Source organism: Williamsia sp. Y712 (assembly GCF_059445525.1).
This window is the reverse complement of sequence record NZ_JCAIUN010000001.1, coordinates 1,890,876-1,917,395: the sequence shown is the minus strand read 5'-3', so window position 1 is coordinate 1,917,395 and position 26,520 is coordinate 1,890,876. Positions and strand designations below refer to the sequence as shown.

General features: G+C 63.9%; 27 protein-coding genes. 18 read left to right on the top strand and 9 right to left on the bottom strand.

What is annotated here, in order from left to right; all coding sequences use genetic code 11:
• The first annotated feature begins 118 nt into the window (after positions 1–118).
• From AC1D75_RS08885 to AC1D75_RS08835, 11 genes are all read left to right on the top strand, one after another.
• A complete protein-coding gene (locus AC1D75_RS08885) occupies positions 119–889 on the top strand; it encodes a GntR family transcriptional regulator (RefSeq protein WP_495514901.1) in 771 nt (256 codons plus the stop codon).
• Positions 886–1,323 (top strand): phosphonate C-P lyase system protein PhnG, encoded by a 438-nt coding sequence (locus AC1D75_RS08880; protein ID WP_495514900.1) that lies wholly within the window; start codon positions 886–888, stop codon positions 1,321–1,323. The genes AC1D75_RS08885 and AC1D75_RS08880 overlap by 4 nt, the downstream gene beginning before the upstream one ends.
• Positions 1,323–1,988: a phosphonate C-P lyase system protein PhnH gene (phnH, locus tag AC1D75_RS08875; protein ID WP_495514899.1), complete on the top strand. Its 666-nt coding sequence runs from the start codon at positions 1,323–1,325 to the stop codon at positions 1,986–1,988. Before AC1D75_RS08880 ends, phnH begins: the two co-directional genes overlap by 1 nt.
• A 1-nt stretch (position 1,989) precedes the next feature.
• A complete protein-coding gene (locus tag AC1D75_RS08870; protein WP_495514898.1) occupies positions 1,990–3,102 on the top strand; it encodes a carbon-phosphorus lyase complex subunit PhnI in 1,113 nt (370 codons plus the stop codon).
• On the top strand, positions 3,102–4,958 hold the full coding sequence (locus AC1D75_RS08865; RefSeq protein ID WP_495514897.1) for an alpha-D-ribose 1-methylphosphonate 5-phosphate C-P-lyase PhnJ: 1,857 nt from the start codon (positions 3,102–3,104) through the stop codon (positions 4,956–4,958). Before AC1D75_RS08870 ends, AC1D75_RS08865 begins: the two co-directional genes overlap by 1 nt.
• A gap of 8 nt (positions 4,959–4,966) precedes the next feature.
• Positions 4,967–5,728 (top strand): ATP-binding cassette domain-containing protein, encoded by a 762-nt coding sequence (locus AC1D75_RS08860; protein ID WP_495514896.1) that lies wholly within the window; start codon positions 4,967–4,969, stop codon positions 5,726–5,728.
• Positions 5,725–6,957: an alpha-D-ribose 1-methylphosphonate 5-triphosphate diphosphatase gene (locus AC1D75_RS08855; RefSeq protein WP_495514895.1), complete on the top strand. Its 1,233-nt coding sequence runs from the start codon at positions 5,725–5,727 to the stop codon at positions 6,955–6,957. Before AC1D75_RS08860 ends, AC1D75_RS08855 begins: the two co-directional genes overlap by 4 nt.
• A 208-nt stretch (positions 6,958–7,165) precedes the next feature.
• Positions 7,166–8,125: a phosphate/phosphite/phosphonate ABC transporter substrate-binding protein gene (locus tag AC1D75_RS08850; protein WP_495514894.1), complete on the top strand. Its 960-nt coding sequence runs from the start codon at positions 7,166–7,168 to the stop codon at positions 8,123–8,125.
• A gap of 60 nt (positions 8,126–8,185) precedes the next feature.
• A complete protein-coding gene (gene phnC, locus AC1D75_RS08845; protein WP_495514893.1) occupies positions 8,186–9,007 on the top strand; it encodes a phosphonate ABC transporter ATP-binding protein in 822 nt (273 codons plus the stop codon).
• A gap of 104 nt (positions 9,008–9,111) precedes the next feature.
• Positions 9,112–10,749 (top strand): phosphonate ABC transporter, permease protein PhnE, encoded by a 1,638-nt coding sequence (gene phnE, locus AC1D75_RS08840; RefSeq protein ID WP_495516018.1) that lies wholly within the window; start codon positions 9,112–9,114, stop codon positions 10,747–10,749.
• A 25-nt stretch (positions 10,750–10,774) separates the two neighbouring features.
• A complete protein-coding gene (locus AC1D75_RS08835; protein WP_495514892.1) occupies positions 10,775–11,569 on the top strand; it encodes an inositol monophosphatase family protein in 795 nt (264 codons plus the stop codon).
• Between the two features lie 25 nt (positions 11,570–11,594).
• Here the strand turns inward: AC1D75_RS08835 and AC1D75_RS08830 are convergent, their stop codons facing one another.
• Genes AC1D75_RS08830 through AC1D75_RS08790 form a run of 9 tightly spaced genes read right to left on the bottom strand, consistent with a single transcriptional unit; the run spans position 11,595 to position 19,385 of the window.
• The gene (locus AC1D75_RS08830; RefSeq protein ID WP_495514891.1) at positions 11,595–12,482 is read right to left on the bottom strand and encodes a PaaI family thioesterase; all 888 of its coding nucleotides are present in this window, start codon (positions 12,480–12,482) and stop codon (positions 11,595–11,597) included.
• A 34-nt stretch (positions 12,483–12,516) separates the two neighbouring features.
• A complete protein-coding gene (locus AC1D75_RS08825; RefSeq protein WP_495514890.1) occupies positions 12,517–13,389 on the bottom strand; it encodes an SDR family NAD(P)-dependent oxidoreductase in 873 nt (290 codons plus the stop codon).
• Complete coding sequence (locus AC1D75_RS08820; RefSeq protein ID WP_495514889.1) at positions 13,386–14,642, bottom strand: hypothetical protein; 1,257 nt, start codon at positions 14,640–14,642, stop codon at positions 13,386–13,388. Before AC1D75_RS08820 ends, AC1D75_RS08825 begins: the two co-directional genes overlap by 4 nt.
• Positions 14,643–14,649: 7 nt before the next feature.
• Positions 14,650–15,201 carry a nuclear transport factor 2 family protein gene (locus AC1D75_RS08815; protein ID WP_495514888.1) on the bottom strand — a complete coding sequence of 184 codons (552 nt, stop codon included), beginning with the start codon at positions 15,199–15,201 and terminating at the stop codon, positions 14,650–14,652.
• A 15-nt stretch (positions 15,202–15,216) separates the two neighbouring features.
• A complete protein-coding gene (locus AC1D75_RS08810) occupies positions 15,217–15,408 on the bottom strand; it encodes a ferredoxin (RefSeq protein ID WP_495514887.1) in 192 nt (63 codons plus the stop codon).
• Between the two features lie 29 nt (positions 15,409–15,437).
• The gene (locus AC1D75_RS08805) at positions 15,438–16,790 is read right to left on the bottom strand and encodes a cytochrome P450 (protein ID WP_495514886.1); all 1,353 of its coding nucleotides are present in this window, start codon (positions 16,788–16,790) and stop codon (positions 15,438–15,440) included.
• Positions 16,787–17,581, bottom strand: a complete 795-nt coding sequence (locus AC1D75_RS08800; protein WP_495514885.1) for an SDR family oxidoreductase — start codon at positions 17,579–17,581, stop codon at positions 16,787–16,789. Before AC1D75_RS08800 ends, AC1D75_RS08805 begins: the two co-directional genes overlap by 4 nt.
• Positions 17,581–18,798 (bottom strand): cytochrome P450, encoded by a 1,218-nt coding sequence (locus AC1D75_RS08795; RefSeq protein ID WP_495514884.1) that lies wholly within the window; start codon positions 18,796–18,798, stop codon positions 17,581–17,583. Before AC1D75_RS08795 ends, AC1D75_RS08800 begins: the two co-directional genes overlap by 1 nt.
• Positions 18,798–19,385, bottom strand: coding sequence for a TetR/AcrR family transcriptional regulator (locus tag AC1D75_RS08790; RefSeq protein WP_495514883.1), 588 nt, complete (start codon positions 19,383–19,385; stop codon positions 18,798–18,800). Before AC1D75_RS08790 ends, AC1D75_RS08795 begins: the two co-directional genes overlap by 1 nt.
• Positions 19,386–19,463: 78 nt before the next feature.
• Here AC1D75_RS08790 and AC1D75_RS08785 point away from each other — a divergent pair, with 78 nt between their 5' ends.
• The 7 genes from AC1D75_RS08785 (at position 19,464) to AC1D75_RS08755 (ending at position 26,433) form a co-directional block, all read left to right on the top strand.
• Positions 19,464–20,930 carry an aldehyde dehydrogenase gene (locus tag AC1D75_RS08785; RefSeq protein WP_495514882.1) on the top strand — a complete coding sequence of 489 codons (1,467 nt, stop codon included), beginning with the start codon at positions 19,464–19,466 and terminating at the stop codon, positions 20,928–20,930.
• A 12-nt stretch (positions 20,931–20,942) separates the two neighbouring features.
• The gene (locus AC1D75_RS08780) at positions 20,943–21,680 is read left to right on the top strand and encodes an SDR family oxidoreductase (RefSeq protein WP_495514881.1); all 738 of its coding nucleotides are present in this window, start codon (positions 20,943–20,945) and stop codon (positions 21,678–21,680) included.
• Positions 21,677–22,558 (top strand): NAD(P)-dependent oxidoreductase, encoded by an 882-nt coding sequence (locus tag AC1D75_RS08775; protein ID WP_495514880.1) that lies wholly within the window; start codon positions 21,677–21,679, stop codon positions 22,556–22,558. The genes AC1D75_RS08780 and AC1D75_RS08775 overlap by 4 nt, the downstream gene beginning before the upstream one ends.
• On the top strand, positions 22,555–22,977 hold the full coding sequence (locus AC1D75_RS08770) for a carboxymuconolactone decarboxylase family protein (RefSeq protein WP_495514879.1): 423 nt from the start codon (positions 22,555–22,557) through the stop codon (positions 22,975–22,977). The genes AC1D75_RS08775 and AC1D75_RS08770 overlap by 4 nt, the downstream gene beginning before the upstream one ends.
• Positions 22,974–23,966 carry an LLM class flavin-dependent oxidoreductase gene (locus AC1D75_RS08765; protein WP_495514878.1) on the top strand — a complete coding sequence of 331 codons (993 nt, stop codon included), beginning with the start codon at positions 22,974–22,976 and terminating at the stop codon, positions 23,964–23,966. The genes AC1D75_RS08770 and AC1D75_RS08765 overlap by 4 nt, the downstream gene beginning before the upstream one ends.
• Before the next feature lie 206 nt (positions 23,967–24,172).
• On the top strand, positions 24,173–25,012 hold the full coding sequence (locus AC1D75_RS08760; protein ID WP_495514877.1) for a hypothetical protein: 840 nt from the start codon (positions 24,173–24,175) through the stop codon (positions 25,010–25,012).
• Positions 25,013–25,221: 209 nt separating this feature from the next.
• The gene (locus AC1D75_RS08755; protein WP_495514876.1) at positions 25,222–26,433 is read left to right on the top strand and encodes an HNH endonuclease; all 1,212 of its coding nucleotides are present in this window, start codon (positions 25,222–25,224) and stop codon (positions 26,431–26,433) included.
• Positions 26,434–26,520: the final 87 nt, after the last annotated feature.

The following is a 26,520-nucleotide window of genomic DNA, read 5'->3' as shown; positions in this document are numbered from 1 at the left end:
CAAGCACATGTGCTTGTTTTCTTGGTGCCGGACAACTTACTTACACGTTCAACTGCGTTTCCCTCCCGGTTACCTGTCGTGTGGTTGTCCGTACAACTCGGGCCGACACAGTCATGGCATGACCGAGCAGAGATATCGCATCATCGCCGACCAGCTCGAATGCGAGGTCAACGGCTTGGCACCAGGCTCCAAACTCGACAGCGAACACACGTTGATGCGGAGGTTCGATGTCGGTCGCGCCGCCGCTCGCGCCGCTCTCCAAGAACTGGAACGTCGGCTCCTCGTGCGACGCGTTCAGGGCAGTGGCACATTTGTCAGCAATCGCATCGACTACGTGATCTCACGCGACCGCCGACCGTCCTGGCATCGCACAGTCCGAAGCGCGGGCGCCGAACCTCGTACCGTGCTGCTCGAACATTCGTTGGCACCGCTGCCACCGGAATGTGCCGAGATGCTCGAACTGGCGCCAGCCACGCCGGCGCATCACATGATGCGACTGAACTACATCAACAACATGGTCGCCGGATTCGCCTCGGAGTGGATCTCTCAAGATGTGGTCCCCCAATTGGCCGACGGTATGCGGGTCGAGGAATCACTCGATGAGGTCCTGCGCCAGATGGGCCACGTCCGTTCGGTTCGATCCTGGTGCCGGACCGCCTCCGATATTCCACCACCCGAGATCCAGGCACGCCTGCAACTGGTGACCGCAACCCCGGTCTGGGTGGTCGAAAGCGTGAACCGTGACGCCGATTCGGGAAGGGCACTGACCTACAGCAAGGGCTGGATGCGGGGCGATTCCGTGCGGGTCGTCATGGAAATCGGTACATCGCCCGCCGACCGCGACACCAACAACCTCACCACCGACACGAAAGAAGTTGCATGGAAATGACATCCACGGGATACAGCCGGGAACGGATCGCCGAGCTACTCGCTGTGGCCGCCGAGGAAGACCTTGTCGAACTCGCCGACGCAGCCCTGGCATCGGGCGCCGAGCTCACAGTTCTCACCGCACCGGAGATCGGGACGATCGCGGCGCAGGTCCGTGAGCCGATCGCCTACGACCGGTTCTTTCTCGGCGACGTCCTGGCCTGCCGCGCCGAGGTGAGTCTGGCCGGAACTCACGGCTGGGCAATGCGTATGGGAGACAACCGGGCCGCAACCCTGGCCGCTGCCATCTGCGATGCGGAAGTCCAGGCCGGCGGTCCGATCAGCTCAAGGGTGATCGAACTGTGTTCCCGCGTCGAAGCCGATCTCGAGCTCGCAGACCGTGGCGAGTGGGCCCAATTGGCGCCCACCGTCGTCCAATTCGAGGAGTTGACCTGATGACCGATCTGTTCACCGGAACCACCCTGGGGGTTGGCGTTGATCCCCTCGTGTCGCAGAGCATCTTCCGCGCCATCCTCAACGCCTTTGCACGGCCGGGGATCGTCGAGACACTGCCCCAGAGCACCTACCCGGCCGCGATGTTGCCTGCGCTGGCCCTTGCCGACCTCGAGACGGGCACGCACCTGATCGAAGAGTCGCCTGGCACATGGGCTTCGGTGTTGTCCGTCGCGACCGGAGCCCCCGCTGCCGCACTGGACACAGCCAAGTTCGTGACAGCGCTACGACCACTGACCGATCACGAGTTCGGTGCGGTGTCGGTGGGCACTCCACTGAGCCCGGAATCCGCCGCCACCGTGATCCTGTCCGTCGACGCCTTGTCCGGCGGAAGGCGGGTGGCGATCGAGGGCCCCGGCGTCGCCTCGCCGATCGACTTCGCGCCGCGCGGTATCTCCGCTGACTTCTGGAACGTGCGGCGCCGACTGGTCTCGGAGTTCCCCACCGGGGTCGACCTTCTGTTCGTCAGTGCCGACGGGAAGCTCGTCGGAATACCCCGCACCACCGTGGTCCACGCCGTCGACCACCACACCCCGACTCCAAACGTCGACCACCACACCCCGACTCCAAACGTCGACCTCAACACACCGACCGCAAAGGCCAACTGACATGGGATATTCGGGAGCACGAGGCGGTCTGGATGCGATCCTCGCCGCAGAGTCATTGGTTCGCGGTGCCAGGAATCAGGACCCGGCGCCGTGGCTGACCACCAAGCAGATCACCGGCCGCATGCGCCTGGCCGTCGACCGGGTGATGGGCGAAGGCAGCCTCTACCACGAAGAAACAGCCGCAGATGCGCTGCGGCAGGCCGAGGGTGACGTCATCGAGGCCACCCACCTGGTCCGCGCACACCAGTCCACGTTGCCCCGACTGGCGGTGAGCGAGCCGATCGACCCCGATGAGATGGTGGTGCTGCGGCGAATCGTCCCGGCGCACCGCGTACCCGACGGCCCCCAGCTCCTCGGCCGCACAAGCGATTACACCGGACGCATGCTCGACCGGAACCAAGAGTCGACGTCCGCGGTCATCGGCCAGACCGAGCACGGCCAGACCGAACGAACCGAGTCCGAGCGTCACCCGCGACGGTTCTCCGACATGCTCCGCGAGATGGATCTTCTTGTCGACAATCGGCCCTCCGACGTCGACACCGACGATGCGCCCTTTGACATCTCACGTCATCCCGCGCGTCCGCCTGCACCCCGGTCGGCCGTTCTGGCCAGCATGGCGCGAGCCGAAACCGGTTCGCTCATCGGTACCTGGTACCGCTCGATCCGCGGTACCGAAGGCAACTTCCACGAGGTCACCCTCGGTGAGGTACGGCATGGTCGTCTCCCCCTCCGAGTTCTCCACCCTCATACCGGAAAACCGGTGCAGCTCGGTCACATTCGGGCCTCCGAATGCGAGGCCATCGAAGATCTGGACGGCCCGGACGAGGACCGGAGCCGCTTCGACGTCGGATATGGACTCTGCTTCGGACACAACGAACGCAAGGCCATCGCCATGGCCAACCTCGACATCGCGTGCCGACGATACGGCGACTCCGCCGGTCTCGAACAGGTACTGCTGCTCACCACCGACGGACTCGATTCCTGCGGATTCCTCGAGCATCTCAAGCTCCCGCACTACGTCACGTTCCGCTCGATGATCGACCGCAAACGCGCCGTCCGCGGTGTCGACGACGACACTGCCCGCCCCGCTGAACCCATTGGAAGGACCTGCTGATGACGCTCACCGACACCGTCACCACATCGCCAACCGCCACCACATCCGACGTGCTGGCGACCATCGATTCCGCCGCGTATCCGCAGGGCATTCTCGACGAGGGTTCCAAACGTGAGATCCGCCGTGCCACCCTCGCCGCGGTCTGTGTTCCGGGTTACCAGGTGCCCTTCGGATCCCGTGAGATGCCGGTCGCCCGGGGTTGGGGTTCAGGTGGATTGCAGGTCACCCTCGGAATGCTCGGCACCGACGACACCGTCAAGGTCATCGACCAGGGTGACGACGACGGGGTGAACGCAACCAATCTGCGCCGCCTGATCGTCAACAGTGAACGCTGCCTGCAGACCCAGGACACGCGCGAGTCCACCGTGATCCAGAGCCGTCACCGGATCCCCGAGGAACCGATGACCGAGGGCCAGACCCTCGTTCTCCAAGTTCCCGTCGCCGAACCACTACGCGGAGTGCAGAAGTCGGTACGCGAATGCGCACGCATGCACTCCGAGGCCGACTACTCGATGATCTGGGTCAGCCTCTACGAGGACCTGGTGCGCAATGGTGTCATCACCAAGACCACCGGCTACCCAGTGCTGGTCAACGGCCGGTACATCATGATCACCACCCCCATCCCCCGCTGGGATGTGCCCCGCCTCGACGACGCACCACATCTCACACTGTTCGGCGCGGGCCGCGAGAAGCGGATCTTTGCGGTACCCCCGTACACAACGGTCGAGCCGATCACCTTCGACGACGTGCCGTTCGAGGTCGAGGGAAGCACCCAACAGCGCTGCGCCCGTTGCGGTTCCGCCGACACGTTTCTTGTCGAAGCCCCCGGTGACCGGCTGGCCTGCAGCGACATCGAGTGGTGCACGCGAACACTGGACGGCGATGTCGATCAGGAACTGCACACGGCGTATGCACCGCTGCACTTCTTGCCCGATACCTCGCGTCGAGTCCGCGGCAGCGCAGCGACCACGGTCCGCGAGCGCCGCGAACCGGTGAGCCGCCCGGCCGAGGCCACCGCCGAGGGTTGGACGCTGGCAGCGCGTGGCGTCGGCAAGATCCACGGACCGGGCGGCGCCGAGGCGGTACCCGGTACCGGCCCCGAGGCCGGCACGGCAATCAGCCCACGCACCGGCGCGATCGTCGCCGCCTGGGATGTGAACTTCGATGTGGCGCCCGGCGAAGCACTCGGTCTGATCGGCGAATCCGGCTCGGGCAAATCGACCGTATTGCGTTGCCTGGTCGGCGAGGACATCGCCACATCCGGGTCGATGTTCCTGACCTCCGTGGACGGAGGCCGCACCGACATCTTCGGTCTCGACGCGGCCGCCCGCCGCGCCCTGCGGATCGACACCCTCGGACTCGTCCACCAGAATCCGGCCGACGGGCTGACGATGAACGTATCGGCAGGCGGAAACATCGCCGAGCGTCTGACCGCGGCCGGTTGGCGGAACTATCACGAGATCCGCGACCGCGCAGCCTATCTGCTCGAGAAGGTGGAGGTCCCGCTCGACCGGATGGACGATCCGGTCAAGCACTTCTCCGGAGGCATGCGGCAGCGTGTGCAGATCGCAAAGGCCTTGGCCACCGACCCGCGCGTTCTCCTGCTCGACGAGCCCACCACCGGTCTCGACGCCTCTGTCGCCGCGGGTGTGCTGGACCTGCTGCGCAAGCTACTCGCCGAGCGCGACACCGCAGCCGTTGTGGTCAGCCACGACTTCGCCGTGATCGAAGCCCTCACCGACCGCTGTCTGGTGATGAATGTCGGCCGCGTGGTCGAGAACGGTCTGACCGATCAGCTCTTCCAAGATCCACACCACCCCTACACTCAGCGGCTCGTTGCGGCTGCACGAAGGTGACACCCACGATGAATGAAGCAGTGAATCCGACCACCGACACCCCGGTACTGTCCGTCCGGGATCTACGTAAGACGTTCACCCTGCACACCATTGACGGTCGCACCGTGACCTCACTGCACGGCGTCGACCTCGACGTCGCAGTCGGGGAACACGTGGCGCTGGCCGGCCCCAGCGGCGCAGGCAAGTCCAGCCTGCTGCGATGTGTGCACCGTAGCTACCTCCCCGATTCCGGCACAGTCGCCCTGAACACCGGGTCGGCGACGGTGGAGTTGACTTCGCTGCCAGACCGAGAGATGGCCAGGATACGGGGCCGGGAGCTGGGTTACGTCTCTCAGTTCTTATCCGCCCCGCCCCGCACCGCCCCACTGGAAGTTGTTGCCACAGCGGGCCGTCGGCGCGGAATGTCGCGCGAGGAAGCCCGTGACGCCGCCGCAGCCTCGCTGCGACGACTCGCCCTCGACGAAGCGCTGTGGGACGTCGACTGCAGCGTTCTGTCCGGTGGAGAACGTCAGCGGGTGAATATTGCTGCAGGAACGGTCAATCCACCCAGGCTACTACTCCTCGACGAACCGGTTTCCGCCCTCGACCCCGCCAACCGCGAACTGGCACTCGAACTCATCGCGTCACTGTCGGCACAGGGTGTTGCCGTCCTCGCGGTATTTCACGATCTGGATGCCATGCGGCAGCTGGCATCCCGAGTCATCCGTTTCAGCGACGGTCGCATAGCTCAGCAAGGTACCCCCGCAGAAGTCCTGGAGGCAGCAGCATGACCGAATCAACTCAGACACTCTCCCGGCCCACGGCCTGGTCACTGCCACAGGCACCGAGTAACTATGTGCTCGGACACGTCCGGGCGATCCTGCCCGGCGAGGTCCTCGACGACGCCCGGATCGTGGTGCGCGACGGACGGATCGTCGAGGCCGGACCCATGGTCACCGGATCACCGATCGACGTCGACGGCGGCGGGCTGTATTGCCTTCCCGGACTTGTGGACGTGCACTCCGACGGACTCGAGCGTGAACGGATGCCACGTCCCGGAGCCGAACTGCCCTGGATGTTCTCGATGATGTCCTTCGAGGGCAAGTTGCGCGCCGCAGGCGTCACCACCGTCTTTCACGGGGCATCGTTCTCCGACCGGGAGTCGGCACAGCAGCGCAGCGTCCACGCAGCGGTGTCGATGTGCGAGGCCATCGATGCCTGGAACGGCCGCGAGAGTGATGGACGGCTGGTCGATCACCGGGTCCTGCATCGCCTCGACGTCCGCTCCGCTGCCGGACTCGCGGCCTTGCGTCACCGGTACGACCAACAGTGCGCTGTCGGTCAGATCAGCGACACCCTGCCTGCGGTCATCTCTCACGAAGACCACACCCCGGGCATCGGGCAGTACGCCGACCGCACCTTCTACGAGCGGTACATCGCCGGGATGCGCGGTATCTCCGATGACGCCGCCCGCGCGATCGTCGATGACGTTGCGCGCCAACGGGAAAGCAACATCGGTGTTCGCGAAGAGGCGATGGATTGGCTGGCCGGGAGCGCGGCGACCGGCTTCGTCCGCATCTTCGGGCACGACCCCGAATCAGCCGTCGAGATCGCCGACCTGGCGCGGCGCGGTGGCAATGTGGCCGAGTTCCCCACCACCGAGGAGGCAGCTCGAGAAGCGCGTGACCGGGGTATGTCCGTCGTGATGGGCGGCCCGAACGTCCTGCGCGGAGGCTCCCACTCCGGCAACGTCTCCGCCGTGGAGCTCGCAGGACTGGGATTGGTCACGGCACTGGCATCGGACTACCTGCCTTCATCGCTCCTCGGTGCCGCCTTCAGTCTCGCCACCGACAAGACGATGGCTCTGCACGATGCGGTCTCGCTGATCACCAGTGGTCCCGCCACCGCCGTCGGCCTGACCGACCGGGGCGCTCTGGAACCCGGGCAGCGCGCCGACATGGTGCTGGTGGGAGTCGAACACGGTTGTCCCGTCGTCCGTTCCGTTCTGCGCGGGATCTGACCGAGAGCTTTGTGGGACAACCTTCGGTTACCGACGCCTGGCCGTTTCGTCTGGTTCATCCAGGGTTGTCCCACTCGTTGCCGCGGTAGAGGACGCTCAGTTCCGACCGCGTTTTCACACCCACCGCGAGTCCCAGTCACTTGCCCGACTTCCCTCCTGAATCCGGGTTCAGCAATACCTGATTACAGACAACAAGGAGCACACCTTCATGGGTAGCCGACCACACCGCTCACTGGCCACCATCGCCTGCGGCGCCGCAGCCCTTTTCGCGCTCGCCGCTTGCGGCTCGAGCGCAGCTGACACGTCCTCTTCGGACGCTTCGACGAGTTCTGATCCGACAACGCTGGTCCTGGCGTCCATTCCTTCCGAGGACTCACAGAGCCTTCAGCAGCAGTACGCCACCATCGGCTCGGTCATCGAAAAGGAAACCGGCCTCAAGGTCGAGTTCCAGAACGCCACCGACTACGCCGCGGTCATCGAGGGGCAGCGGGCAGGCAAGATCCAGATCGCCGCGTACGGTCCGTTCTCGTATGTCACTGCAAAAGACAGTGGCGTCAACACGAATCCAGTCGCCGTCCCAGTCAATTCCGCCGACGAGGAGCCCGGGTACCAGTCGTACGCGATCACCAAGTCCGGGTCAGACATCAAGAGCCTCGAAGATTTCCGCGGCAAGACCATCTGCTTCGTCGACCCCTCCTCGACCTCCGGGTATCTGTACCCCTCTGCCGGACTCCTCGCGGTGGGCATCGACCCCGTCAAGGACGTGACCCCGGTCTTCGCAGGCGGCCATGATGCGTCTGTACTGGCGGTCAACAGTGGCCAGTGCGACGCCGGATTCGCCTACGACACCATCGTCGACAAGGTCCTCATCGAGAAGGGCCAGATCAAGCCCGGCGACATCACCACGCTGTGGAAGTCCGACTTGATCGCCGCGAGCCCGATCGCCATCTCCGGCGACCTCTCACCCGGGCTCCAGGCCCAACTCACCGACATCTTCCAGAACAAACTCACCCGACCGGCACTGGTGGCGGCGGGCTACTGCGATGACGAGGCATCCTGCCCGCTCCCCGACGACGTCGAGTATGGCTACGTGGCGGTGAACGACAGCATCTACGACGGTGTCCGCAAAGTCTGCGAGACCACCAAAGCCGAAGCCTGCCAGGGCTGATCAAGGCCAGTCGCACCGAACCAGCCCCGTCCGAACATCCTCCACAGCAGGGAGAGCCCGATGACCGACTCCGACCATGCCGCGCTCGGCGCGTCCATCGACCGCATCCTCACACCATCGATTGTTCTCGAGAATGTGACCAAGGATTTCGGCCCGCAGGTACGCGCACTCGACGACGTATCACTCCAGATTCATCCGGGAGAGGTCGTTGCCTTGCTCGGCTTGTCGGGGTCGGGTAAGTCGACCCTGCTGCGGCTACTGGACGGATTGCATCTCCCCACCGACGGCGCGGTGACCGTACTCGAGCACAACGTGGGCACCGCCCGCGGGCGCGAGCTACGCGAACTGCGCCGCCAGGTGGGATTCGTGTTTCAGCAGTTCCATCTGGTCGGCAGCATGTCCGTCCTCGAGAACGTGTGCACCGGTGCTCTCGGTGCTCTGCGGGGACCACGTTTCGGTTTGTTCACCTATCCGAAGTCGGTACGCCTGGCCGCCATGGAACAACTCGATAGAGTCGGGCTCGCCGACCGGCCATTTCAGCGGGCCGACACGCTGTCCGGCGGCCAGCAGCAGCGAGTTGCGGTGGCCCGGGCCCTCATTCAGCGCCCGAAGATTCTTCTCGCCGACGAGCCCGTCGCATCCCTCGACCCGGAATCGTCGGTCCAGGTGATGGCACTGATCTCGCGCATCGCCTCCGAGGACAACCTGACCGTGGTGTGCAGCCTCCATCAGGTCGAGCTCGCACTGTCCTGGGGCCACCGCCTGATCGGGTTGCGCTCGGGCCGGGTCGTTCTCGACAAGGTGGTCGAGGGGATGAGCCGCGAAGAGGCGATGAGGATCTACACGAGCGTCGCCTCACCGACATCACCGCAACTGGTTTGACGCCGGTGTCCGTTCTCTCACCACAGCGGCCCGACAAGACCCGGGATTCCCTGCCGCACACTCTTCCCCGCCCGTCCCCCACCTCGATCGGCGTGAGCGTGGTGATGGCCGTCTGGTTGATCGCCTCCATCTGGTCGATCGCGTCCCTGAAGATCAACCTGGCAACGTTTGCGGACAGCTTCCACAACGCCACCGACTTCATCTCCAGGATGTTCCCGCTCGACTTCCCGCCGGTCGATGAAATCCTCACCATGACCGGTCAGACCCTGGCCATCGTCACCTGCGCGACCGCCCTCAGTGTCGCGCTCAGCATGCCCGTCGCCCTGATGGCAGCCCGCAACACCACCGCAGGCACGCCGCTGCAGTGGGGCGCCCGGGTGATCATCGTCATCACCCGCGCGGTTCCCGAGATCGTGCTGGCCATCCTGTATCTGCGGCTGTTCGGCCTCGGCGCCGTCGCCGGGATCCTGGCACTGGGAGTCCACTCGGTGGGCATGGTCGGCAAGATGTATGCCGACGCCATCGAGGACACCGACGCAGGCCCTCGCGACGCCCTGCGCGCCGCAGGCGCCACCTGGTGGCAACAGATCACCGGTGGAGTCATCCCGCAGGCACTTCCGGCATTTGTCGCAATTGCCCTGCACCGCTTCGACATCAACCTGCGCGCCTCGGTGATTCTGGGTTACGTCGGGGTGAGCGGCATCGGCATGGAACTGTCTCTTGCGATGAAGACCCTCAACTACCAACGAGGGATGGCGCTGGCGCTGTTTGTCGTCGCACTCTGCGTCGCAGTCGAGATGATCTCCGGTGCGATCAGGAAATCCCTACTCGGAGAACAACTGCCAACGCGCATAAACCTGTGGGGACGTCTGCGGCGACGCGTGACCCGCTCCTCCGGTGGTTGGCTCGACGCCGAGGTCGGCACCGCACAAACCGCCGTGCGCACCAAATCCGGCGAGTACCGGGTGAGCCCACCGTGGACCGGCGAACGCATTCGGCGAACCCTCTACATCGGGCTCACCGTGGCTGCTCTTGTCCTGGCGACCTGGGGCGCAAAGATCGACTTCTCCCGCGTGCTGGATGGCCTGGCCACGACCTCGACCACCCTGGGACTGTTCTTCCCACCCGGCACCGGCGGCATCTGGGACGAACTGGTCGCGCAGCTGATCATCACGGTCCAGATCGCGCTGGCGGCAACCTTTCTCGGTTTGATTCTGGCGATTCCCATCGGTGTCCTGGCGGCACGCAACGTGTCCCCCACGCCGGGTATCGCCAGAATGTTCCGCATCATCATCGTCCTGGTCCGCGGAATCCCCGACCTCATCATCGCGATCATCTTCATCGTCATCACCGGCCTCGGTGCCACCGCGGGGGCGTTGGCCTTGTCGGTCGGCGTGGTCGGCCTCTTCGGAAAGCTGATCGCCGACTCGCTCGAGGAAACCGACGTCCGGGTACAACAAGCCGTCACCGCAGGCGGTAGCAGCCGCAGCCAGGTGTTCGTTGCAGCCACGCTGCGGCAGTCCGCGCCGGCGCTGATCGCGCACCTGTTCTACCAACTCGACGTCAACATCCGCGCAGCGACACTCCTCGGTGTGGTCGGTGCAGGCGGCATCGGTTTCTACCTGATGAACGCTGCCCGCGTCATGCAGTTCGACGTGGTCACGACCATCGTCCTGATGGTGTTCGCCGTGGTGATGGTCGTCGAAGGCATCGCCATGTGGATGCGTCGTGCAATGTCGTGAAATCCCAATTGATGAAAGAGATTCCGTGAGCTCAATCGAAAGTGTCAGAACCCGAACCAATTCCGCGCTCCAGGCGGCCTCGGATGCGGCGATGGAGGCCCATCGCCGGGCCATCCAGAGCCACACCCGAGAAGAATTGCGTTCGGTCGTGATGGAGGGTGCCGACGGGACCCCCACCATGCTCATCGACGTCCTCGTCGAGGACGCGATCATCGATGCTTCGACCGCGGCAGGCGTCAACGTGCTGTCGGAAGAGCGCGGATGGGTCGACGTCGGATCTGCCGTCACGCTGGTAATCGATCCGGTGGACGGGTCGGCCAACGCTGCCGCCGGGGTGCCCCTGGCCTGCTTCAGCGCGGCAGTGGTCGTCGACGGGGTGTTCGTCGAAGCGATGACCACCTGGCTCCACACCGGCGAGAGTTGGTGGGCCTCGAGAACTGCCTCGCCCTACCGCACGAGTGGATGCACCAGCGTCGCGAATGCCGCCGTCTCCGTGCTCCGTCCTCACGAGCGCAACTGGGACGCCTGGTCCCGGGTTGCCAAGCGCGCCACCAGGGTCCGAATCCTCAGTTGCAGCACCATCGATTCGGCATTCGTGGCCACCGGAGCCGTCGACGCATTCCTCGATGCCGGCAGTGACACGCACCGCCTCATGGACATCGCCGCCGCGGTTGTGCTGGTCGAGTCGTCCGGTGGGGCCGTCATCGACGCCTACGGACGCCCCATCGAGTTCGATACCGACCTCACCCGCCGTTGGAGCGGAATCGTCGCGGCCACCCCGGATCTCGCCGAGGAACTGCGCGCACTCGTGGTCGGGTAGTGCCTCCGCGCTTCCGCCGGGCAGGTCAGGCGATGGCGTCGGCGGTTGCCTGGGCGACAACTGTGCCGTCCGGGTGACTCATGGTCGCGGTGACAGAACAGATCCTGCGGCCGGACTTCACAGCGTGGACCGTGACCGTCAAGTCGCCCTGGTCGATGGCGGGTGAACGGAGGAAACTCACGGTGAGGTCGGACACCTGGTAACGGCCGCCTGCCCTGGCTGACAGCTCGGCACCCAGTGAGCAACCTTCGGCCATGATCGACGTCACGATCCCGCCATGCATCGTGCCCATCCGATTCGCCATGCCTGGACTCGGCGTCACCGCGAGCTCGACCACGTCGTCACCGACAGCAGCGACGCGCAGGCCCAGAAGACGCTGGATCGGCCCGGGAGCAATCGAACCGTCCGTCAGACCCGCCAGGATCTGCCTGCCGGTCAGATCCGGGTCGAGGGGCTCCGGCAGCGACGACTGTTCGCGATCCTCGCTCGCACCGACCTGCCTGCCGAGTTCGAGCTCCGGGATTTCCCCGATGGCACGGCGGACGAGGACACCCCGCCCGGTCGCCACACAGACCACGGTGCCCGCATCGTCGACCAATTCGGCAGAGGTGACCCCGTGGTCACCGGTGGCACCGACCAGGCGGCCTGTGCCTCGCACGCGACTGCCAGATCTCGCCGGGACGGGGGCGGACAACGACAACCGCGCCTGAACCGTCGCCGAACCCTCCGGATGGGAGCGATAGAAGGCATTGCCGCCGACGATTTCCGCCAACGTGGCATACGACGACATCCCGGCGATCCCCCGATGATCGACGACATCGGTCCCGAGGAACTGGCTGAACGTCCGAGCCCCTTGGTCGTCGACAACGTGTTCGATGCCGAGTACTTCCATGGGATCTTTCGTCTGCGTCATGAAAACATGCCTATCACGCGCACGGAACCCAAGTTCAATCGGCGAGGATGGCCTGCAGTTCGGCCAACGAATACGGCGGTTCGGGATCGTGGCCGCGGTAGGCCACGAACGCCGGCTCGAAAGCCGGATACTTTCCGATGAAACCACCTGCTGCACTGTAGATCTGGCCGGTGATGCCGTCGGCCAGATCACTTGCGAGATAGGCATACAGCGATGCCACGTACTCCGGCGGCGCCGGATCCAGCGCGGCGTCGCGGGTGAACTCGTCAAGCAGGCCGCGCTGGTGCAGGTCCCGGATATGAGCTTCATATCCGGCGCCCGTCGACAACCGCGTTCTGCCGCCAGGGCAGACGACGTTGACCCGCACACCATGGGGACGCAGATCCGCGGCCAGCGCCAGCGACAGACTGTTGACCCCACCTTTGGCGGCTGGGTACCCCGTCCCTCCGAAGTTGCCTGCCGACGCCGCCGAGCCGGTGGTGACAACCGCCCCGCGGCCCTGTTCCACGAGGATCGGTGCGGCCGCGCGCACCAGTTCGAAGGTGCTGACCAGATGCGCGTCGAGCTGGGCAAAGAACTCATAGGTGCTCATGGTCAGGATCGACGATCCCTCCGGTTCGGCAACACCGGCGCAGTTGATCACCACATCGAGCCCACCGAACTCACGCATCGCGGTGGACACCATCTCCTGCGCGACGTCCTCCTCCGCGACGTTGCCAACCACTGGAACGGCAACGCCGCCACCGTCGACAATCTGCGCTGCGGCGGCCTTGACTGTGGAATCGTCGCGGCCATTGACCACCACCGATGCACCCTCCGCGGCAAGCTTGCTCGCGACCGCCAGGCCGATGCCGCGACTGGATCCGGCGATCACGGCCCGCTTGCCCTGCAGGTGTTGCGAACTCACACCGCTGAGACCGGTGTGATCGACAACGGGATCCCGCGGTCCGCGAACTCGAATGTCGCGCCGCCGCTGAAGCGTGCGATGGCGACCTCGCCGGACTCCTTGATCGCCTCACCGCGAGCGATCTCGATCACCACGTCATCCCCCTCGAGATGACCGGAGACCGAGGACCACGTGGGATGTACAGCCGACGACATCGCAAGTACCGGCTCGAGGTGTTCGGGATCGATGTATGCGATCCATCCGTTGTCGGCGATCGCAGCGGAGTTCCCCGGCAGCCGCAACCGAACCGTCACATCGTCCCCCGCGCCATGGATCGACACCTGCGCGCCGACATACTGTTCGGGCCCCAGGATCGGGTGAATCCGCAACACCGCTGCCAGCCCCTCGGCGTCTTGTTCCACGCCCAGACAGTGGCGCAGTCGATCAGCCGTCAGGCCCGAGATGCCGGTCAGCTGCTTGCGGAAGATACTGTCGGCCTGGTCCTCGTCCTCGGACTTCTCCCGCACCGACATCGCAAACCCGAGCGCCAGCAGTTGGTGTTGCAGCGCAACCTCTTCCGCCATCCGGATCAGCGCAGAGTGTGACCAGTCCGCGAACCGCAGATCGTCCCAGACCGGGCCTCGGTAGTCGTCGTGGCCTTCGCCGCCTGCGATGATCGGCGACAGTTCGACGTTCGCCGCCCGCGTCGCCGACATGATGATCGACTGCTCCGGCAACGGTAGTTCGTCGCGGTCGGGTTCGATGGTCACCGTCCACGCGCAGTGGGGATGTCGGTCCGCCGGCCGCCGTGGTGGCCGGTGGATCGGACGGATCCGCGCCCGCCTGTTGGTGGCGATGGCGGTCGCGTCGAAGGTCGGATCCTCGATGTCATGACACATCGAGGTCACGTAGTCGTCGCCCATCGGCTCGACATCCATCAGTGCGCCACAATGATTCAGGACGAACTCACCGTGGTAATCGTCGAAGATCGTGTACCGGAAGTCCATGAACTGCGGCGGTGCACCGATGTCGAGCTGCAGGCACTTGAACATGTCCGCGACGCCATCGCCGTCGATCTGCAACGCGGAACGCATCCGTTTGGTGTAAACCGGGCTGGCCGCCATCCACTCTTCGATCGCGATCTGGGCCATGGTTTCCCGCCCGAAAGCACCGATACAGTGGGCCATTCCGGAACGGTCGATCAATTGCCCCGAGAGCAGCAGCTCCGGCAGGAGTCTGGCCAATGTCGGGCGATCGAGGTCTGCGTACGACATCGAGTCGTCACCACATCTCGACTGGAGTCTTGCCCAGCGGATACCAGCCCGGCAGAAGCTCTTTGGCGTTCATGACCCGGTCGATCCGGCCCTGCATTCCCTTGCTCATCACACCGTCGGTCATCATTTCCATGAACAGTGCGGTGACGTTGCCGTAGTCGAAGAAGTCGCGCTGCCATCCCCACTGGAAGTTTCCGGCGTATTTGAACCAGCTGCCCTGGATACCCTCGAGTCCGTAGTGGGTGCCGTCGTCGCGGGTGGCCTCGAAGATCTGCTTCCACAGACCCATCATGTCGCCGGTCTTCTCGTCGATCACCCAGGTCTGGTACGGGTACGTCCAGCCGTCGAGACCGTCCATCTCGAAACCGATTGCATAGTCGCGGATCTGGTCGCGGCCGATGGCCATGAAGTCATGCTTGGCACCGTAATTCCACCCGTAGGTGGCATCTTCGGTGTAGTACTCCGCGAGCGGCCGCCAATCGCCGGTCTTCTCGCAATCGATGTTGGCCTGCAGCCAACGCTCCACCATCTCGTCGAGTTCAGCGCGTTCAAATGACATGGGAGTATCCAACTTTCATTCTTCAACAATTTTGAGGGCTTGGGTCGGACAGTAACGCACCGCACGCTCCACGTCTGCCAAATGACTGCTATCTGGTTGGGGATCAAGCAGTTTCACCGATTCGCGTTCGGCTTCGAAGATGTCGGGCGCTTCCATCTCACACATGCCGTGCCCCTGGCACAGGTCCAGATCTACTTCGATTTTCACAGGAACCACCTCCACCGCAGCTCTGGGTTCTACCTGTTGCGCTTGCGGTACTTGACCTTGCACGGCTGTGCGAGCTGCACAACCATCTTCGAGTGATCGTTCTTGTACGACTCCGGCGGCTGGGCCATCTCGAACTCGTAGTTCTGCAGCAACACCGAGAAGATCGCCTTGAGCTGCATGATCGCGAATTGCGCTCCGACACAACGATGCCGGCCGGCGCCGAACGGGATCCAGGTCCAGCGGTTGACCAGGTCCTCCTGCCGGGGCTCGAAGTAGCGGTCCGGGTCGAAGCTGTCGGGATTCGGGAAATCTTCGGGCAGGCGGTTCGAGATCGCCGGTGAGACCGCGATCAACTGTCCGGGCTCGAGCTCGACGTCCTCGACGACGAACCCGTGCTGGACGACCCGCATCAGCACGATGAGAGGCGGATGCAGCCGCAGCGCTTCTTTGAGTGACGCCTCGAGTTTGGGGATCTGACGCATCGCGCCGAAGCTGTATTCCGCTCCGCCGGCGTAGATCTCGTCGAGTTCGGCGGTGACCTGATCCATGTACTCCGGATGGCGGAGAAGTTCGATCAACGTCCACGCGGCTGTGCCCGAAGTGGTGTGGTGGCCTGCGAACATCATCGAGATGAACATGCCGGTGATCGTGTCGGCGGTGAAGCGCAGGTTGCCTTCGTCGTCCTTGATCGAGATCAGCACATCAAGCAGGTCACGGTCTTCATCGGTCGGCGGATCCCCCGCGATCCGGGTGTCCATGATCTCCTGCACCAATTCCACGAGCCCGACACGGGCGGCATCACGCTTGCGGAAGCTCTCGATGTCGGCGTAGGCGTCGACGTACGCGATCGGGTCGGTGCCCTTCTCGAGGTCGTGGTAGAGGTGCGCGAACCGGCCGTCGAGCTGTTCGCGAAACTTCTTGCCCACCAAGCACGCCGACGACGTGTAGATGGTCAGCTCGGCAAAGAACTCCAGGAGGTCGATCTCACCTTCGTCGCCCCAGTTGGCGATGATGCGCTCGGTCTCTTCGGGAATCGTGATGGCGTGCTGCTTCATGTGAGCGCCCTTGAGCGCCTGGTTGTGCAGCATCTCCGACCGACGTTCGGGGCTCGCGTCGAATACCACGCCCTCGCCGAAGATCGGCGTCATGAACGGATAGGCGGCGGCCTGATCGAGGTCCTCTTCCGAAGCGCGGAAAAACGTCTCATTCGCGGGGGCACCGGAGACCAGGGCCACCTCGCGGTCGGCGAGCTGGAATACCCCGACATCACCACACTCCTCGCGAACCCGCCAGAACAGGCCGATCGGGTCGCTGGCCAGTTCGTCGAGGTGTCCGTGTTCGCCTTCGCCACCGGATACGCGCTTTGGCTTCGTGAGAGTCACTTCTTGTCTCCTTCGATACGGGGGACCGGGGCTTCGGCCTCGACCTCGACCAGGCGCATGTGCGCTCCGCGAGGCATGGAAACGATCGTCAAAACTGCGGTGGCCAGATGTTCTGGCTTGAGGAAATTGCTGTGCCGCGCAAGGCCCCACGGAATCCAGTCGTTGAGAACGGATTCGGCGACCTCGGGCGTGAAGTTCATGCCCATGCCGGTCATCACCTGTCCGGGACGGACGAGGCTGGCCCGGACACCGGTGCCTTCGAGTTCCATCTGGGCCACTTCGGCGAGGCCTTCGACCCCGCGCTTGGCTGCCACATACGCACCCATCTGAGGCCTCGGACGTTCGACCACATCAGAGCTGATGAACACGAAATCGCCACGCCGCCTGTCGATCATCTCCGGGACCACACGCCGATAGATCCGTTGGGCACCGAGCAGATGAATGTTCACCTGGGCGGCAAAATCGTCGTTGCTGAACTCGTGCACACGGCCCGGGTCCAGATCGCCTGCACCAGAGACCACGATCTCGGCTGGTCCGAGTTGCGCTTCGGCCTTGGTGACGAACTCATCGATCGATTCGGCGTCGGTGACGTCCAGCGGCAATGCCACCGCTTCACCACCCGCGGCGACGATCTGATCGACGAACTCCTGCGACTTCGCAACCCGCCTGGCGCCCAGGGCAACCGGATATCCGGCGGCGGCCAACATCACCGCGGTTGCGGCACCGATGCCGGACGACGCGCCGGCGACGATGACAGGACGGCGATCGGGATGAGCGGGGAAACGGGGCATCAGCGCACCTTCACCTTCATGGGGAGCGAAGCAAATCCACGGACGTTGACCGAGTGCACGCGGACGGCGTTGTCGATATCGATGTCGACCTGGTTGATCGACTGCACGATCTGTTCCAGGGCCACATTCGCCTCCAGGCGCGCCAGATGCGCTCCCAGGCAGAAGTGGGTGCCGAGACCGAAGCTGGTGAGTGTCTGCGAGCTGTCCCGGCCGATGAGGTAGCGATCGGGGTCGTCGAAGACATCCTCGTCGCGATTGGCCGATCCGAGGAGCAGCAGCACCCGCTGACCCGCGGCGATGGTGTAACCGCCGTATTCGACGTCTTCGAGCACGCGACGCAACACGATCTGCGTCGAATTGTCGTACCGCAGAGTCTCTTCGGTCCACTGGGGCACGGTTTCGGGGTCGGCCATCGGAATCGCCAGCTGATCCGGGAAGCGCCAGCCCCAGTACACCGCATTGGACAACAACTTGGTGGTGGTCTCGTTGCCCGCGACGATCATCAGGATCATGAAACCGATGATCTCGTCGTCGGTGAGTTTGGTCTTCTCGCCGGTTTCGTCGTCGAGGATCTCGGCGTCGAGCAGCGCCGAGACCAGGTCGGTGCCGGGGTTCTTGCGGCGGTCGACCAGCAACTCGGTGTAATAGCGGGTCAATTCGAAGTAGGCGTAGATCGCCGCTTCGGGGACGTCGAACACGCCTTCGTCGCGGTGGATCAGCAGATCCGACTGGGTCCGCAGGTTGGCGCGGTCGCTCACCGGCACGTCGAGCAGCTCGGAGACCACATCCATCGGCAACAGACCGGCGAACTCGGTGACGTAGTCGAACTCACCCATCTCCAGGCAACGGCTCCAGTGTTGCTTCGTGAGTTCACCGATCCGGTCGGCGAGTTCGGCAACCCGCTTGGGGGTGAAGCCCTTCGACACCAGCTTGCGGATCCGCATGTGCTTCGGATCATCCAGCGCCAGAAAGGACATCGATTTGTGTGCGTCGGGTCCATAGGCCGCCGGGTCGAGTGAGACACCCCAGCTGTTCGACAACCGCGCAGCATCCCGGAACCCGTTGCGGACATCCTCGTGCTTGGCAAATGCCCAGAAGTCCATGTCCGCGTTGTGATACACCGGCGCCTCGGCCCGGAGCCGCGCGTAGGTGGGATAGGGATCCTCGTGGAAGTTGTAGTCGTACGGATCAAATGAGAGCTTCGTCGGGACGGTCATCAGCGCTCCAGCAGTAGTTTTGCCGCGGCGACAAGCCGATCGGCGATGGCGGAATACGTTTCGTAACCCATGCCGGCGCGGACGAGAGCGCCGGAGTACAGCATTTCGAGGGCTTCGAGCTCCCCTTCGTCGACGGCCTCACCCGAATCACCGACCAATGCATCTGAGATTCGTTGCCGGATCAACACGCCGATCCGAAGCCGGAGATGCTCGACGTCGGGGTCGGAACCCAACAGCGATGCGGTGACCGCCCGCGCGAGATGGTGATCGTCGTCGACCGCAAGGGACACCGAACGCAGCACAACGGCCACCCGGTCAGCACGGGGGGCAGACGGATCGGGTTCGGTGATGCCCTCTGCCAGCCGGCGCCAGAACAGTTCGGCGACGACGTGCCCCTTCGAGCTGAAGTATGTGTAGGCGGTTGCCGGGGCAACCCCGGCACGCTTGGCCACCGACCGCACCGTGAGGGCGTCGTAACCGACCTCACGAAGAACTTCGACCGCTGCCTCGGTGAGCTTGGTGACTGTCTCTGCCTGCGCGGTTGTGAGTCGGCGGCGAGTGGATTCGAAAGAAACCGGACTGGACATGGACAGTGACGTTACACTACGTTCAAACCACAGTCCAGACACGTGTCCAGCCAGCCATCCACGAAGGAGAGACCAGCAATGTCGCTCAGACCAGAAACCAGCTCCGAGCTGCTGATAGATGGGAAGTTGGTGCCTGGATCGGGGGGCACATTCGCGATCATCAACCCGGCAACCGAAGAGGTCATCGGCCACGCCGCCGACGGCACCACCGAGGACATGGAAGCCGCCATCGGCGCCGCTCGGACCGCGTTCGACACCACCACGTGGCCGGTCGACCACGCCTTCCGGGCACATTGCCTGCGCCAACTCCGGGACGCGCTGCAGGGCCACATCGAAGAACTCCGCGAGATCACCATCGCCGAGGTCGGCGCCCCGGCATTCCTGACCTCCGGCCCACAGCTCGAAGGACCGATCGCCGATCTCGGCTACTTCGCCGACCTGGCCGAGAGCTACGAGTGGGAGACCGACCTCGGCCGCGCGAAGCCGATGGGCATCAAGACCCACCGCAAGGTGCAGCGTGAGGCGGCCGGTGTCGTCGGTGCAATCACCCCGTGGAACTTCCCACACCAGATCAATTTCGCGAAGATCGGTCCCGCGCTGGCCGCTGGTTGCACCGTGGTGCTCAAGCCCGCCCCCGACACTCCGTGGTGTGCGGCGCTGGTCGGCAAGGTGATCGCCGAGGAAACCGACTTCCCGCCCGGTGTCATCAACATCGTCACGTCGAGTGATCACAGCGTCGGGGCGTTGCTGTCGTCCGATCCGCGCGTGGACGTTGTCTCCTTCACCGGTTCAACGGCCACCGGCAAGAAGGTGATGGTCGCCGCGGCAGAGACACTCAAGCGGGTCTTCCTCGAACTCGGCGGCAAGTCGGCATACATCGTTCTCGACGACGCCGACCTGGGGGCCGCCTGCTCGATGGCGGCGTTCTCCGTGGTCACCCACGCCGGCCAGGGCTGTGCACTCACCACCCGCATGCTGGTACCCCGCGAAAAGTACAACGAGGCAATCGAATTGGTCAAGGCCGGTCTGGCCGGGCTCCCCGCCGGCGACCCGACCAACCCCGGAACCATATGCGGTCCGGTGATCTCCGCGGTCCAGCGCGAGCGGATCGAGGGTTATCTACAACTCGCCCGCGACGAAGGCGGCACCATCGAGATCGGCGGCGGGCGTCCGGCCGACAAGGACAAGGGCTTCTTCATCGAGCCGACCTTGATCTCGGGGCTGGAGAACTCCGCGCGGGTGGCACAGGAGGAAATCTTCGGGCCGGTTCTGGTGATCATCCCGCACGACGGCGACGACGACGCGATCGCCATTGCCAACGACTCCCCCTACGGCTTGTCGGGTGCGGTGTGGGGCACCGATCCGGATCGGATCAAGAAGGTCGTCGACGGCGTACGCACCGGAACCATGGGCATCAACGGCGGTATCTGGTACTCCGCCGACGTTCCGTTCGGCGGCTATAAGCAGTCCGGTATCGGGCGCGAGATGGGCGTGGCCGGATTCGAAGAATATTTGGAAATCAAAGCGGTAGCGACACCTGCATAAGGAGATCGACTGATGAGCAACAACAGATTTGAAGGCAAGACCGCGATAGTCACCGGAGCTGCGGGTGGCATCGGCGAGGTCTACGCTCGCCGGCTCGCTGCCGAAGGTGCGAATGTGGTGGTCGCCGATCTCAATGACGAGGCCGGTAAGCAGGTGGCCGCCGACATCGGTGGTCTGTACGTCAACACCGATGTCGCCGAACCCGAATCGGCCCAGGCCCTGGCCGCGGCGACACTGGAAACCTACGGTCAGATCGACTATCTGGTGAACAATGCGGCCATCTACGGCGGCATGCAGCTGGACTTTCTGATCACCGTTCCGTGGGACTACTACAAGAAGTTCATGAGCGTGAACCTCGACGGCGCATTGAACGTGACCCGCGCGGTCTACGGCCACATGAAGCCCGGTAGCGCCATCGTGAACCAGTCCTCCACTGCCGCATGGCTGTACAGCGGCTTCTACGGCTTGGCGAAGGTCGGGGTGAACGGTCTGACCCAGCAGCTCGCCACCGAACTCGGCGGGTCCGGGATCCGCGTCAACGCGATCGCCCCCGGCCCCATCGACACCGAGGCCACCCGCTCGACCACCCCGAGCAACATGGTCAAGGACATGGTCAGCAAGCTTCCGTTGTCGCGCATGGGAACTCCCGATGACCTCGTCGGCATGTGTCTGTTCCTGCTCTCCGACGAGGCCGGCTGGATCACCGGGCAGATCTTCAACGTAGACGGCGGACAGATCATCCGATCATGAGCGAACAACAGGCATCCGACATCGCAACGGACCAGAGCGCACCGGTCGGGTTCATCGGACTCGGCAACATGGGCGCACCGATGGCCGAGCGACTGGCGAAATGGCCGGGCGGCCTGGTGGTCTGCGATACGCGACCCGAGGCCACGATCGAAGGGTCGACCCGCGCCGACTCCCCCGCCGAAGTGGCCAAGACCGCCACCGTCATCGGCGTGACCGTCCTCAACGACGAGCAGGTCAACACCGTGGTCGCCGGGTCACACGGCATCCTCGAGACGGCCGCACCGGGAACCGTCATCGCCATCCATTCCACAATCGGGCCGCAGACCGCGATCGATCTGGAGAAGGTATGTGCCGCACAGGGGGTTTCGCTGGTCGATGCACCTGTCTCCGGCGGCGCGGGTGGCGCCAAAGAGGGCCGTCTGGCCATCATGGTCGGCGGTGAGCGCGAGGCCTACCTGAAGTTGAAGCCTCCGTACTCACTGATGTCCGACATGCTCATCCACGCCGGCCCGATCGGCGCCGGCACCAAGATGAAACTGGCCCGCAACCTACTGCATTTCATCTCGTTCACCGCCGCCACCGAGGCGTCTCGGCTCGCCGAAGCTGCCGGCATCGACATCGTCAAACTCGGCAAGGTGGTCCGTCACACCGATGCGATCACCGGGGGCGCCGGTTCGATCATCCTGCGGGACAACACAGCTCCCATCCCGCCGGACGACTTCTGGTACGACATCTTGAGCCACGTGCGTGACCTCGGCGAAAAGGACCTCGGTCTGGCGCTGGCCCTGGGCAGCGAACTCGGCATCGAACTCCCTCTTGGCGAAGTAGCTCTCGACCGTTTCGCCGACGGCCTGGGCGTGGGAAAGGAAAAGAAATGACAACCGAACAGAGTTCCTCGAACGGCGAACTGCCACCGACATCGGAGCTACGCCAAAAGGGCATGGACACGATGGCCAAGGTGTACGGCTTCGAGATGCAGGATGGGCCGGGTGACTTCTACGCCTACCTCACCGAACATCTCTTCGCCGACGTCTGGAACCGGGAAGGCCTGAACTTCCGTGATCGTCGCCTGCTGATCTTCGGCGTCCTGGCAGCAACCGGTCAGATCGATGTGGCCGAGATCCAGGCCGGCGCCGCACTCGCCAACGGTGAAATCACCGGCGACGAACTTCTCGAAATCGCCCTGTTCCTCTGCTATTACGTGGGATGGCCGCAAGGTTCGAGAATGAACATGATGTTCGGTTCCGTCATCCAGAAGCACGAGGCCAAACTCGCAAAGCAGAACAAGTCGACATGACCTTCTTCGCGACGCGCTACGACTTTCGTGCGCCAGGGGCCACACCGCAGGGGCGGGCCGAACTGTTCAAGCGCGCCGTGGAGCAGGTCACGTATCTCGACACCCATGATCAGGACGCCGTGATGCTCTCTGAGCATCACGGCTCACCTGATGGCTATCTGCCGAATCCACTGATCGTCGGCTCGGCATTTGCTGCCTGTACCACCCGAATCCAGATCACCATCTCGGCGATCGTGGTGAACCTGCACGACCCACTGCGCCTGGCCGAGGACATCGCGCTCCTCGACAACCTCAGCGGTGGCCGGGTGTCGTACACGCTCGGTCTCGGTTACCGGCGAGAAGAATACGAACAGTTCGGCAAATCCTGGACCACCCGGGGCGACGACATCGAATGCGCCATCGGCGTGCTGCGTGAGGCCTGGACGGGTGAGGAGTTCGAGTACAACGGCAGACGGGTTCGCGTCACACCGACTCCCCTGTCACAGCCACATCCGTTCCTGTTCTACGGCGGCGGTTCTCGGGCCGCCGCACGCCGCGCCGGCCGACTCGATCTGGGCTTCGCACCGCAGGTCGCCGACCCCGAACTCCGCAAACTCTACGACGACGAATGCCGTGTCCACGGCCGGAATCCCGGCTTTGTCATGACACCACCACCAGGACCGTCCACCGTTTTCTGCGCCGAAGACCCCGACAAGTTCTGGGACGCCTACGGCGAATACCTCCTCGCCGACGCCCGCGCCTACGATGCCTGGCACGGTGATCACGCTTCTCACGTCCGCGACAGCTCTACCTCTGTCGACGAACTTCGAAGCGGCACCGGATATGTCGTCTGCACACCGGACGAACTCATCGAACGCTGCCGCAGCAAAGAGTTCCGGCTGGTCACCAGTCACCCGCTCTGCGGCGGCATGCCGGAGGAGCCATCCTGGGACAGCGTGCGGTTGATCGGAGAGAAGGTCATCCCGACCCTGCGCACCGATCCCAGATAGTTGATTCAGGGCCCGCGCTCGCGGTCTTCTGTCACAGTCGGACCTATCGTCACGCCCCGGTATCGTCGAGCTACTCTCGCCGAATTTACAAGGACCATTTCAGCTCATTGCTCCGAACCCGGCCGGTCGACGTTGCATGTGAAACAGCTCCGCATGCAGTTGAGTGTCCCAACCCGTTTCGAGTCGTTGCGCCGTAGCCTGCGACCATGAGGACACCATCCTGGGTAGAGCTCGCTGGTCGCAATGCTGCCGCCGAGTCGTTATGTCTCACCGGAACTCTCGAGGTCGTCGAATCACCACCAGATCGCGTCCGGTTCGACTTCCATCACGCACCAGGCGGGAAATGGCGCATCGAACACGACGGATATCCGATCTACATCGCCACCGATAGAACCGCCGTCGTCCGCATCGGCGATCAGATGCAGCAGATCGAGGGCGACATTGCGTTGCCGATATTTGGGGCACAGTTCAGCCCGCTCGATCTATTCGGAGTCGAGTCGTTGCTGCAGAAGATGACCGCCGGTACGAAAGCCGCCGACTCGGCCCACCAAGTAGAGGTCGCAGGTCGTGAGGCCTGGTCCATCCAACTGCTCACACCCAGAGATGAGCCGCTTGTACTGACCTTCGACGACGCTACCGGGATTCTGGTGCGAGTCGAGAGCCCCAACGGAGGCGTTCTTCTCCAGGTCGACAGCCTGGTCGAGCTCTCGTCGCTTCCTGATTCCCTGTTCGTGTGGGATGGACCCGTCGAACGACTGCGCGCGAACCGTCGAGGTCATCGAGAGGCTGATGGGAAGGATGAGCAGCGCCTCGAGTTCATGCGGGCCCTGGTGGCTGCGCACGCGCGAAGTCACGAAGTGCTCGACGCCGTCGCCGACGCCGACAGCGAAAGCTCGGCGCGGGCTTCGCTCGTTCACCTTCTGGGTGTCACCGATTTCGGCGCAGACTCGATCATGTCGACGCCACTCGCCCACTTCCGTGGAGACCACGTTGAGGGCATTCGGCGCACGCTCGAAACGATGGAGCGCCAACACCGCGGGCGATAGCAGGGCGGCGACCCTGCATGAGTTGTTTCGTCTGCCTTCCGAAAGATGTTGTGGTAGAACCAGATACACTACTTTCGACCTTGCGAACACGCGTTCGAATAGGTACACTGGAATCAGTCGACCACAAGCACCACGTATCTGACGCCTTCCCCGCAGAGACACTCCGGTCGACACCCCCGGTTTACTCTCTCCTTGGAAGGTGCTGTGCCATGCGACTTCTCGAGATGGTCGACGATCTGGTCGACCTGGTCATACCTGATCATCCAACTGCCACGTTAGGTATGGCTAAGGATCTGATTACCCTACGTAACGCCACCGAGCATCAACTCGCGGTGTGCACCGCGGTGATCGACGAGTCGGGTATCGCCCGTAAGGAGGGGTCTACCACGTCAAAGTTGTTGCAGGCCAATGGTGCGGCACCAGCATCGGCGTATCGGTGGTTGCGCATCGGACCGGGCCTCGCCGGTCTGGATCGTACCGCCGGGTATTCGAAGGATGGGTTTCTGTCGTCCGAGCATGTCGATGCGGTGGTCAAAGGTGTCGCGCATGTCGTCGGGCGGTCCGAGGAATCAATCACCGCTGAGCAGCAGATCAAGTTCGAGCGGAAACTGTTGAACCACGCCATCTCCGGAGCACCGCCCGCAGAGATCAGCGCGGCGGCCCGAGCGCTGGGTAACGAGGTGGCGAAAGACACGGGTGGTCCGCCGCCGGCTGAAGACCGGTCGCTGAATAGTCTGGAATACAAAGTTCACGAGGGTCGTTGTGTCGGTACGTTCGATGTTGATGCGGTGATTGGGGAAAAGTTGTTCTCCGCGTTGGACTTCTGGAGCAGGGCGCGTCCTGAACCCGATGGCTCCGATGATCCGCGTTCCCCAACCCAGCGTCGCGCTGATGCGTTACATCAACTGTTGGATTGCGGCGGTGGCGGGCAAACACTGGTGTCGGCGCCGCGGACCGAGGTGATGGTGACCGTGCCCGCCGATCATCCCGAGGCTGCCTCGTTGCCCTGGATGGGTCCGGTCACCGAAGCGACCGCCGCGATGTTGGCGTGCGATTCGTCGATCACCTCGATCACTCTCGACGGGGAGCAAGTCCCCATCGATCTGAGTCCGCCGAAACGTCTGTTCAAGGGTTTGGTCCGCAAGGCGATCATCATCCGTGACACCTGCTGCATCAAGTGTGGGGCCAAGGCCGGTTGGTCGGACTGCCACCACATCGTGCACTTTGTTGACGGCGGTGCCACCACCCTCGAGAACGGGTGTCTGCTGTGCCGCACCTGCCATATGGCGGTGCACAACACCGACTGGGACGTGATCATGGGCTCCGACGGCCATCCGTGGCTGATCCCGCCCGCCAACATCGACCCACTGCGAAAACCGTTACCGGCCTACAACAGGCGAACCCTCACCCTCGCCGCCTGAACCAACTCTCCACCACCGTCACCACTTCTCCCCCCACCGGCGCACCCGAGATCTTTTCGGGACCGCGCACGCATCCTTGACAACTCC

Excerpts from the sequence above, each read along its gene's own strand:
- AC1D75_RS08755 (WP_495514876.1), top strand. The coding sequence starts at position 25,222 with ATGCGACTTCTCGAGATGGTCGACGATCTGGTCGACCTGGTCATACCT.
- phnE (WP_495516018.1), top strand. The coding sequence starts at position 9,112 with ATGGCCGTCTGGTTGATCGCCTCCATCTGGTCGATCGCGTCCCTGAAG.
- AC1D75_RS08820 (WP_495514889.1), bottom strand. The coding sequence starts at position 14,642 with ATGTCGTACGCAGACCTCGATCGCCCGACATTGGCCAGACTCCTGCCG.
- AC1D75_RS08830 (WP_495514891.1), bottom strand. The coding sequence starts at position 12,482 with ATGACGCAGACGAAAGATCCCATGGAAGTACTCGGCATCGAACACGTT.
- AC1D75_RS08800 (WP_495514885.1), bottom strand. The coding sequence starts at position 17,581 with ATGCCCCGTTTCCCCGCTCATCCCGATCGCCGTCCTGTCATCGTCGCC.
- AC1D75_RS08765 (WP_495514878.1), top strand. The coding sequence starts at position 22,974 with ATGACCTTCTTCGCGACGCGCTACGACTTTCGTGCGCCAGGGGCCACA.
- AC1D75_RS08760 (WP_495514877.1), top strand. The coding sequence starts at position 24,173 with ATGAGGACACCATCCTGGGTAGAGCTCGCTGGTCGCAATGCTGCCGCC.
- AC1D75_RS08785 (WP_495514882.1), top strand. The coding sequence starts at position 19,464 with ATGTCGCTCAGACCAGAAACCAGCTCCGAGCTGCTGATAGATGGGAAG.
- AC1D75_RS08870 (WP_495514898.1), top strand. The coding sequence starts at position 1,990 with ATGGGATATTCGGGAGCACGAGGCGGTCTGGATGCGATCCTCGCCGCA.
- AC1D75_RS08880 (WP_495514900.1), top strand. The coding sequence starts at position 886 with ATGACATCCACGGGATACAGCCGGGAACGGATCGCCGAGCTACTCGCT.
- AC1D75_RS08855 (WP_495514895.1), top strand. The coding sequence starts at position 5,725 with ATGACCGAATCAACTCAGACACTCTCCCGGCCCACGGCCTGGTCACTG.
- AC1D75_RS08770 (WP_495514879.1), top strand. The coding sequence starts at position 22,555 with ATGACAACCGAACAGAGTTCCTCGAACGGCGAACTGCCACCGACATCG.
- AC1D75_RS08780 (WP_495514881.1), top strand. The coding sequence starts at position 20,943 with ATGAGCAACAACAGATTTGAAGGCAAGACCGCGATAGTCACCGGAGCT.
- AC1D75_RS08790 (WP_495514883.1), bottom strand. The coding sequence starts at position 19,385 with ATGTCCAGTCCGGTTTCTTTCGAATCCACTCGCCGCCGACTCACAACC.
- AC1D75_RS08860 (WP_495514896.1), top strand. The coding sequence starts at position 4,967 with ATGAATGAAGCAGTGAATCCGACCACCGACACCCCGGTACTGTCCGTC.
- AC1D75_RS08775 (WP_495514880.1), top strand. The coding sequence starts at position 21,677 with ATGAGCGAACAACAGGCATCCGACATCGCAACGGACCAGAGCGCACCG.
- AC1D75_RS08865 (WP_495514897.1), top strand. The coding sequence starts at position 3,102 with ATGACGCTCACCGACACCGTCACCACATCGCCAACCGCCACCACATCC.
- AC1D75_RS08850 (WP_495514894.1), top strand. The coding sequence starts at position 7,166 with ATGGGTAGCCGACCACACCGCTCACTGGCCACCATCGCCTGCGGCGCC.
- phnH (WP_495514899.1), top strand. The coding sequence starts at position 1,323 with ATGACCGATCTGTTCACCGGAACCACCCTGGGGGTTGGCGTTGATCCC.
- AC1D75_RS08815 (WP_495514888.1), bottom strand. The coding sequence starts at position 15,201 with ATGTCATTTGAACGCGCTGAACTCGACGAGATGGTGGAGCGTTGGCTG.
- AC1D75_RS08795 (WP_495514884.1), bottom strand. The coding sequence starts at position 18,798 with ATGACCGTCCCGACGAAGCTCTCATTTGATCCGTACGACTACAACTTC.
- AC1D75_RS08885 (WP_495514901.1), top strand. The coding sequence starts at position 119 with ATGACCGAGCAGAGATATCGCATCATCGCCGACCAGCTCGAATGCGAG.
- phnC (WP_495514893.1), top strand. The coding sequence starts at position 8,186 with ATGACCGACTCCGACCATGCCGCGCTCGGCGCGTCCATCGACCGCATC.